We start from the raw sequence: 7,868 nt of genomic DNA on the forward strand, positions 1-7,868 counted from the left end.
ACCTATCAAACAGGTCGAAAAGTGGCTCTTGATTTCAAATCAAACATGAAGATTGTTTTTGATGAATTCTTGCCGCAATGGAATTACACCGCTAAACCAGAATTACAGGTTATTTAATCCACGATCCTTATCAGTCCAGTCCAGTAATTTCTCCATCTCCTCATCTGTGCCAAGTATACAGTAGGATTATCTCTCCCATAAGCGATCGCCGAAGGCATCAGCCATAACCCAACATTATCAAGGATTTTGTTGGGTTTCGCTATCGCTCAACCCAACCTACATTTCCTTAACTATTACCTACCTATTCTCTATCTCATATTTTGCTTTTTCTCCGCTTTGGGATCACGATTGGCTACAGCGGCTAATTCCGCATCCATTAAGGTTTTTCCGGTGGCTGCTAGGTAAACATCATCTAAACTAGGACGAGATTGAGCGATGCCAAAAATTGGTAAATTGGCATGATTTAACGCCTGTTGAATCGTGATCAAAACGTCATTTTGCGGAGTAACTACTAAATTTAGAGAGTTACCTTGGGCGCTGTTGATGATGATTTCTTGAACAAAAGGTAAGGCTGCTAACAGGTTTTTGGCGGTTTCGGCTTCTTCTAGAGGTGAAAATTCGCGGATTCTCAAGGTGATGCGATCGCCCCCCACCTGATCTTTTAACTGAGAAGGTGTACCATTAGCAATAACCAAACCTCTATCAATAATTGCCACCCTGTCAGCTAAAGCATCAACTTCTTCCAAATAATGACTGGTAATTACCACAGTAGTTCCCCCAGCCCGTAATTGCCGCAGGAAATTCCAGACTACAACCCGACTTTCAATATCCAATCCTACCGTTGGTTCATCTAATACCAACACATCAGGGGCATGAAGTAACCCAGCCGCTAGATCTAACCGTTTGCGTAAACCACCGGAATAAGTGCCAGTTTTTTTATCTGCGTATTCTTGTAACCCCAGCAAATCCAAAATAGTATTAATTCGCTGTTTAATCAGCGCACCAGGAAGATGATACAGCGCCGCTTGTAATTGTAGTAACTCCCGTCCAGTTAGCACCTTATCTAAAGCTACCTCTTGGGCTACATAACCCAGTTTTTGCCTAGCCAATTTGGGGTTATTTAAGACAGAAATGCCAGAAACCTCAATTTTCCCAGTATCAGGCGTTGTTAGCGTACATAAAGCCCGGAGAGTGGTCGTTTTCCCCGCCCCGTTAGGTCCAAGTAACCCAAAAATTTCTCCAGGTTGGACTTGAAAGGAAACATCCTGGACTGCGACTAGATTACCGTAGCTTTTTTTGAGATTTTCGATGAAAACAGCGGCAGTCATGACAGCTATAATCCTTAACTATACAATTCGCAACAATCTATCTTTCATTGTACAAGTTAGGCGATCGCCATGATGAGTTGAATATTTCATTTTCAGATAATTCTCAGTACAGATTTAGCCAAATGATCAACTATAGGGATAAGCTCATCTCTATCGTTATTGTTGATACTTCAGCTATACAGTACGTCTATCAACTTGACTTATTTGATTTATTTTTGAAACTATATAGTCAAAGAAACAGGTATAAATTTAGTACAATTTTGAGATACACCCAAGACGTGGTGGAAAGTGCTGTAAGTTTATTAAGTTATAATCAAGAGATGGACTGGGAATGTCAATAATATATTTTGAACTTCTCATTCGCAAGCGGCCTGTTTCAAACCAAACACGGAACAAAATAAACCGTCGAGAATGGATAAATTTTGTGCATTCTGAAGCCCAAAAGGTTTGGACGGGTAGCAGTCCAATTAAAGATGCTAATTTACAGTTAACGCTAATTTATCTTTGTGGTGATAATTATGGTGATCCGAATCTACTTGACACCGATAACATTATTAAACCCATTCAGGATGCACTCAATGAGTTAGTTTATGAAGATGATGGACTAATATCAGATGTAGAGAGTCATCGTCGGTTTTTATCTGAGCCAATTGATATAACAAATTTACCTTTATTATTACAGGAAGGTGTCATCATTGGCGAAGAGTGTGTTTATGTCAAAGTAAGTGAATCTCAAACATTGGAAAAATACTTATGATAGACAATACTAAAAGTTTACATGATGATAAAGTTGAATCTTTGATCAAGCAGTATCGTGATCAAGGATTTACTGTTATACAAAACCCGAAAGCAGATCAATTACCGTTTGATTTGGATAATTATCAACCCGATATTCTTGCTACTAAGAATGAAAATGAATCTGGTTTAATAGGTTTAATAATTGAAGTAAAAACCAGTATTCGTCCAGTTTCAGTTGAGCGTTTACAATTTGTAGCAGAAGAAGTAAGTAGACATCCAGGCTGGCGTTTTTTATTAGTGACACTTGAAGATATAGAAGCCGAATCATTACCTGGAACATCGGAAGAACTACCTTCTTGGGAAGAACTAATTGACCATTTTAGTCAAGTTAGCAAGCTTATTGAAAATAATAATATTGAACCTGCTTTTCTTTTTCTCTGGAGTGTTTTTGAGGGAGCATTAAGAAAAAGAGCAGTTGATGTATCAATTCCTATTGAACGTTTACCATTCATAAAATTGCTAAGATCAATGTACTCTGTGGGAGAGTTATCAATTTCTGAATTTGATATTATTCAAGCTTACTTAGAAAAGCGTAATCGTCTGGCTCACGGTTATATTCAGAAGCTAGATTCGGAGGTTTTACCTAAGTTTATAATGTTGGTTGTTAAGTTATTGATAGAATGGATTTCTAATATATCTGAAACTGAAAAAATAGCAGTTCTACAGGTTTTCAGGCAAATTATGGTTAGTATGACCGAAAATACTCAGGAAACTACAGCACAAAGGAATCAGAAATTTCAAGAAATATTAGTTTCTGTGTTAAACGACGAACCAACAGAAAAAAAAGATGAAATATTTGCAAAGATTAAGCACATATTGGAAAAAGTAGAAGGAGGAACTAATTTTTTTAATGAAGTTCAACACTTATCTGATGAGTATTGCGATCTTTCTACTAACTCTAAAAATCAACAGCCAAACAAAAATGAAATAGTTCTAGATGATAACGCACAAATAGCACTTGATGCTTTACCAACTCAAGAAAAAGAAAAGATTAGTCATGCTATTAGTTATCTAGAAAACTTTCCTGATTGTTCAGAAATTGAATTTTCTAATCTGAATTCAAGCCCAGATAATGATTTTATTGCGAAGGTAGGCATATATCGAATCATTTTTGAAGTTCAATCTAAAAAAGTGACTATTACTGATATAGTTAATTATAAACGGATTGAAATGTTATATGGATTATTAGAAAAGGCTAAAGTATGAAAAATCTAGATTCTTTTCATATAGATATTAAACAGTGTTGGGTTGAACTTGAGGAATTTGAAAATCTACTGCGTTCGCATAGATTTGAACATGGATTTAGTCAAATCATTGATTGGTTTTGGAAAATTGATGATGTTAAGAATACTTCTCAATTTCGTTCTATTTTTGGAAGTGAGAATATAGAATATCAAGGTATTCTTGTTATAGGTAGAGATGAATTCCTTAGTGAGCTTGAAAAAGCTAGATTGAAATGGTATTTAAATAGAGTTGTAGTAGACTCACGCAAAGTAATTTGTAAAACATTTGATCAATTAGCTAGAGATATAAGACATAGACTTTCACAGTATCCAAAGATTTTATGAAATTACTAATTTTACCCTCTTCTTTGCGCCTTTGCGTCTTTGCGTCTTTGCGCGAAACAAAAATAATATAAAAACACCCAACTAAAAACATGGAACTATACTTAATCCGTCATGGTATCGCCGAAGAACATCAACCGCAACTAAAAGACGAAGAACGACAACTCACCCCAGAAGGAAGACAAAAAACCGAGAAAGTCGCTCAAAGATTAGCACAGCTAGAATTACACTTTGATCTCATTCTTACCAGTCCCCTAGTTCGCGCTTATCAAACAGCAGAAATACTCATTGCGGCTGGATTGAGTTCCCAGTTAGAAACATCAGATCATCTGAGCTTTGATGGTAATATTCAAAATTGGTGGCAAGAATGGCTTCAACCCAGGAATTATCCCCAGAAAACCAAACTAGCATTAGTCGGTCATGAGCCTAGTTTAAGCCATTGGGCAGAAATTCTCCTGTGGGGAACAGCAAAAGAGAGCCTCATCCTCAAAAAAGCAGGTATGATGGGAATAAAACTACCAGATGATGGTTCAGCTTGGGGTCGTAGTCAACTGTTTTGGTTAACATCACCCAAGTACCTGCTGTAATAGTTGTTACATCTGCAACTATTGTGGTGAAAATAGTCTCTAGTAGGTTAGTGTGAGCAGATATTTTACAAAGTAAATGGTGTTGCCATGACGGTATGCGAATACAAGCCTGGTTTAGAAGGCATTCCCGCAGCCCAGTCGAGCATTAGTTATGTAGACGGGCAGAAAGGAATTCTAGAATATCGTGGTATCAGGATTGAGGAATTAGCGGAGAAAAGTACATTCCTAGAAACTGCATATCTGTTAATTTGGGGTGAGTTACCAAATGAAGAAGAACTAAAAGCATTTGAGCATGAAGTTCTCTTCCACAGGCGCATCAAATACCGCATTCGGGACATGATGAAATGCTTCCCTGAAAGTGGTCATCCGATGGATGCGCTTCAAGCCTCGGCTGCTGCTTTAGGTTTATTCTATTCTCGTCGGGATTTACATAATCCTGTCTATATTCGGACTGCTGCCGTCCGGTTAATCGCTACTATTCCCACGATGGTAGCAGCATTCCAGTTAATGCGGCAAGGTAATGACCCCGTTAAACCCAGGGATGATTTGAACTATGCGGCTAACTTCCTGTATATGCTCAATGAGAAAGAGCCTGACCCCCTAGCCGCCAAAATATTTGATATCTGCCTAATACTTCATGTTGAGCATACAATGAATGCTTCAACATTTAGTGCTAGAGTCACAGCTTCTACATTGACTGATCCTTATGCAGTAGTCGCCAGTGCCGTCGGTACTTTAGGCGGTCCATTGCATGGTGGAGCGAATGAAGAAGTAATTCAGATGTTAGAAGACATCGGTTCAGTAGAAAATGTTGTCCCCTATGTAGATGATCTTCTCAAACGCAAAGCTAAAATTATGGGCTTTGGTCATCGTGTCTACAAAGTCAAAGATCCTCGCGCTACAATCTTACAAAGCTTGGCAGAGCAATTGTTTGAGAAGTTTGGCTATGACGAATACTATGAAATTGCCGTAGAAATGGAACGGGTAGTTTCAGAAAAACTGGGTGGTAAAGGGATTTATCCTAATGTTGACTTTTATTCTGGTTTGGTGTATAGGAAAATGGGAATCCCTACAGATTTGTTTACACCAGTATTTGCGATCGCCCGTGTAGCCGGTTGGTTAGCACACTGGAAAGAACAACTGGTAGAAAACCGGATTTTCCGTCCCACTCAAATTTACAGTGGTCGTCACGAAATCGCCTACACTCCGATTGACCAACGTTAACTGACAAACTACTCAACTGTAGATTTGGGATGTTCAATTCAAGTCCTCCAATGGACAGATTGATAACCGTCACATCTTCCATTGAGGCTTGTATTCCAAAATCACAACCCGTTAAAATTGGCAAACTTACAACAGCGCCGAGTTTGGGAAACCCATTACCAACCCGGAAGCGGCTAATTTGCACTACCTGATGACGATTAAGTCATCAATCATCAATTCCCAATCCCAACCATAAGTAGAAGTTGTCTTGTAGAGTCTGATGGGGAAACCCATCCAAGGATATACTAAACTCATGAATTAGCCCAAGTATTGAAGGGAATAAACTATCAAAGATTTGTTAATTGCTCAACTGTCCCTCTCATTGTTTGTGCTGGCGCACAAAATTACTCAAGGGACGTTTCACAATTAAACCTCCATTCCTCCCATCACCAAACTGAGTACAGTTTTGGTGGGGGTCTCCTGGAGGTTTAGATGAAAGTTGAAACAACTAATTTCATCTTGGACAGTTGATCAGAACGTTGACTTAAAGAGCAGCAAACATGAATCCAGGAATTGACCTCCAAGGAACTTTTATTCAATCTGTCAAAGACTTGGGCGTACCCCCTGGCGCGGCCAAAGCTCTATGGATGCCATTACCAATGGTATTGATGCTAATTGGGGCTACAGTAGGCGTACTAGTTGCCACATGGCTAGAACGGAAAATTTCAGCGGCGGCACAGCAGCGGATTGGTCCTGAATACCAAGGACCCTTTGGATTACTAGTGCCTGTAGCCGATGGTCTGAAGCTGGTATTTAAAGAAGATATCATCCCCGCCAAAGCAGATACTTGGCTATTTACCATCGGTCCAATTATTGTCGTCTTACCAGTATTTCTGTCTTATTTAATTGTGCCATTTGGACAGAATATCATCATTGCTAACGTCGGCATGGGCGTGTTCTTGTGGATTGCACTATCTAGTATTCAGCCCATTGGTTTATTAATGGCAGGTTATGCCTCTAATAATAAATACGCCTTGTTGGGAGGTTTACGGGCAGCAGCACAGTCCATCAGCTATGAAATTCCCTTAGCATTGAGTGTACTAGCGATCGCCATGATGTCCAATAGTCTTAGTACCGTTGACATCGTTAATCAGCAATCTAACTTTGGCATTCTCGGCTGGAATATTTGGCGACAACCATTAGGTTTTATGATCTTTTGGATAGCCGCCCTAGCAGAATGCGAGCGCCTACCCTTTGACTTACCAGAAGCCGAAGAAGAACTAGTTGCCGGGTATCAGACCGAATATTCAGGCATGAAATTCGCCCTCTTTTACCTCAGTTCCTACATTAACCTTGTCCTTTCTGCCCTATTAGTAGCAATTTTATACCTTGGTGGTTGGCATTGTCCTATACCCCTGGAGATGATCACTGGTTGGTTAGGAGTCAGCGAAAGTGACCCAGCCATTCAGGTAGTCACAGCAGTGATAGGCATTACCATGACCGTGATTAAAGCCTACTTACTAGTATTTTTTGCCATCCTCATTCGTTGGACAGTACCACGGGTACGGATTGACCAATTGCTAGACTTAGGATGGAAATTTCTCTTACCAATAGGCTTGGTAAATCTCCTATTAACCGCAGCCTTCAAACTAGCCTTTCCCTTCGCCTTCGGTGGGTAAGGCAATTTTAGATTTTGGATTGAATCTGAAATCTAAAATCCAAAATCCAAAATCCAAAATTGTAAAGAGAGAGACACAAAAATGCTTAAATTCCTCAAACAAGTTGGTGATTACGCCAAAGAAGCAGTCCAAGCAGGTCGTTATATTGGTCAAGGATTATCTGTTACTTTTGACCACATGAGACGGCGACCTGTTACCGTTCAATATCCCTACGAAAAATTGATTCCTGGGGAAAGATTTCGCGGTCGCATTCACTATGAATTTGATAAGTGTATTGCTTGTGAAGTCTGTGTGCGTGTTTGTCCCATTAATCTTCCTGTCGTTGACTGGGAAATGGACAAAGGCACTAAAAAGAAAAAGCTCAAACACTACAGTATTGATTTTGGAGTTTGTATCTTCTGTGGTAACTGTGTGGAATACTGTCCCACCAACTGTTTATCCATGACAGAAGAATATGAACTAGCCACTTATGATCGCCATGAACTTAATTACGATAGTGTAGCCCTGGGACGATTACCCTATAAAGTTACAAACGATCCCATGGTGACACCACTGCGCGAACTTGTTTACCTACCTAAAGGCGTAATGGACCCTCACGGAGTCCCCGCTGATGCCCCCCGTGCAGGTTCTCGTCCAGAAGACCTAGTAGTCTGTCAACCCGAAAATGACGGGTGAAGGCAAGCAGGGGGAGGTTGGGGAGGTTGGGGA

Annotated in this window: 8 protein-coding genes; 7 read left to right on the forward strand and 1 reads right to left on the reverse strand. The window is 39.8% G+C overall.

The genetic code is table 11. The features are described 5' to 3' along the window. Window positions 1-308: 308 nt before the first annotated feature. On the reverse strand, window positions 309-1,328 hold the full coding sequence (locus tag IQ228_RS16255; RefSeq protein ID WP_027402449.1) for an ABC transporter ATP-binding protein: 1,020 nt from the start codon (window positions 1,326-1,328) through the stop codon (window positions 309-311). A 331-nt stretch (window positions 1,329-1,659) separates the two neighbouring features. Here IQ228_RS16255 and IQ228_RS16260 point away from each other — a divergent pair, with 331 nt between their 5' ends. The 7 genes from IQ228_RS16260 to ndhI all read left to right on the forward strand — a co-directional run bounded on the left by IQ228_RS16260 (window position 1,660) and on the right by ndhI (window position 7,835). Then, window positions 1,660-2,085, forward strand: a complete 426-nt coding sequence (locus IQ228_RS16260; protein WP_168643850.1) for a RusA family crossover junction endodeoxyribonuclease — start codon at window positions 1,660-1,662, stop codon at window positions 2,083-2,085. Next, on the forward strand, window positions 2,082-3,332 hold the full coding sequence (locus tag IQ228_RS16265; RefSeq protein ID WP_193963552.1) for a hypothetical protein: 1,251 nt from the start codon (window positions 2,082-2,084) through the stop codon (window positions 3,330-3,332). The genes IQ228_RS16260 and IQ228_RS16265 overlap by 4 nt, the downstream gene beginning before the upstream one ends. Beyond that, window positions 3,329-3,694: a Shedu anti-phage system protein SduA domain-containing protein gene (locus IQ228_RS16270; RefSeq protein ID WP_193963554.1), complete on the forward strand. Its 366-nt coding sequence runs from the start codon at window positions 3,329-3,331 to the stop codon at window positions 3,692-3,694. Before IQ228_RS16265 ends, IQ228_RS16270 begins: the two co-directional genes overlap by 4 nt. Window positions 3,695-3,783: 89 nt before the next feature. Continuing rightward, entirely contained in the window at window positions 3,784-4,278 is a 495-nt protein-coding gene (gene sixA, locus IQ228_RS16275; protein ID WP_193963555.1) for a phosphohistidine phosphatase SixA, read from the forward strand. Between the two features lie 87 nt (window positions 4,279-4,365). Further along, complete coding sequence (locus IQ228_RS16280; RefSeq protein ID WP_027402452.1) at window positions 4,366-5,502, forward strand: citrate synthase; 1,137 nt, start codon at window positions 4,366-4,368, stop codon at window positions 5,500-5,502. Window positions 5,503-6,041: 539 nt separating this feature from the next. Beyond that, window positions 6,042-7,160, forward strand: coding sequence for an NADH-quinone oxidoreductase subunit NuoH (nuoH, locus tag IQ228_RS16285; protein ID WP_027402453.1), 1,119 nt, complete (start codon window positions 6,042-6,044; stop codon window positions 7,158-7,160). 81 nt (window positions 7,161-7,241) lie between these two features. Further along, window positions 7,242-7,835 carry an NAD(P)H-quinone oxidoreductase subunit I gene (gene ndhI / locus IQ228_RS16290; protein ID WP_027402454.1) on the forward strand — a complete coding sequence of 198 codons (594 nt, stop codon included), beginning with the start codon at window positions 7,242-7,244 and terminating at the stop codon, window positions 7,833-7,835. Window positions 7,836-7,868 lie beyond the last annotated feature (33 nt).

It is taken from the genome of Dolichospermum sp. LEGE 00246, assembly GCF_015207865.1.
GTDB classification, from domain to species: domain Bacteria; phylum Cyanobacteriota; class Cyanobacteriia; order Cyanobacteriales; family Nostocaceae; genus Dolichospermum; species Dolichospermum heterosporum.

What these genes read in the sequence shown, in the direction of transcription:
- IQ228_RS16255 (WP_027402449.1), bottom strand. Translation starts at nt 1,328, where the DNA reads ATGACTGCCGCTGTTTTCATCGAAAATCTCAAAAAAAGCTACGGTAAT.
- IQ228_RS16260 (WP_168643850.1), top strand. Translation starts at nt 1,660, where the DNA reads ATGTCAATAATATATTTTGAACTTCTCATTCGCAAGCGGCCTGTTTCA.
- IQ228_RS16265 (WP_193963552.1), top strand. Translation starts at nt 2,082, where the DNA reads ATGATAGACAATACTAAAAGTTTACATGATGATAAAGTTGAATCTTTG.
- IQ228_RS16270 (WP_193963554.1), top strand. Translation starts at nt 3,329, where the DNA reads ATGAAAAATCTAGATTCTTTTCATATAGATATTAAACAGTGTTGGGTT.
- sixA (WP_193963555.1), top strand. Translation starts at nt 3,784, where the DNA reads ATGGAACTATACTTAATCCGTCATGGTATCGCCGAAGAACATCAACCG.
- IQ228_RS16280 (WP_027402452.1), top strand. Translation starts at nt 4,366, where the DNA reads ATGACGGTATGCGAATACAAGCCTGGTTTAGAAGGCATTCCCGCAGCC.
- nuoH (WP_027402453.1), top strand. Translation starts at nt 6,042, where the DNA reads ATGAATCCAGGAATTGACCTCCAAGGAACTTTTATTCAATCTGTCAAA.
- ndhI (WP_027402454.1), top strand. Translation starts at nt 7,242, where the DNA reads ATGCTTAAATTCCTCAAACAAGTTGGTGATTACGCCAAAGAAGCAGTC.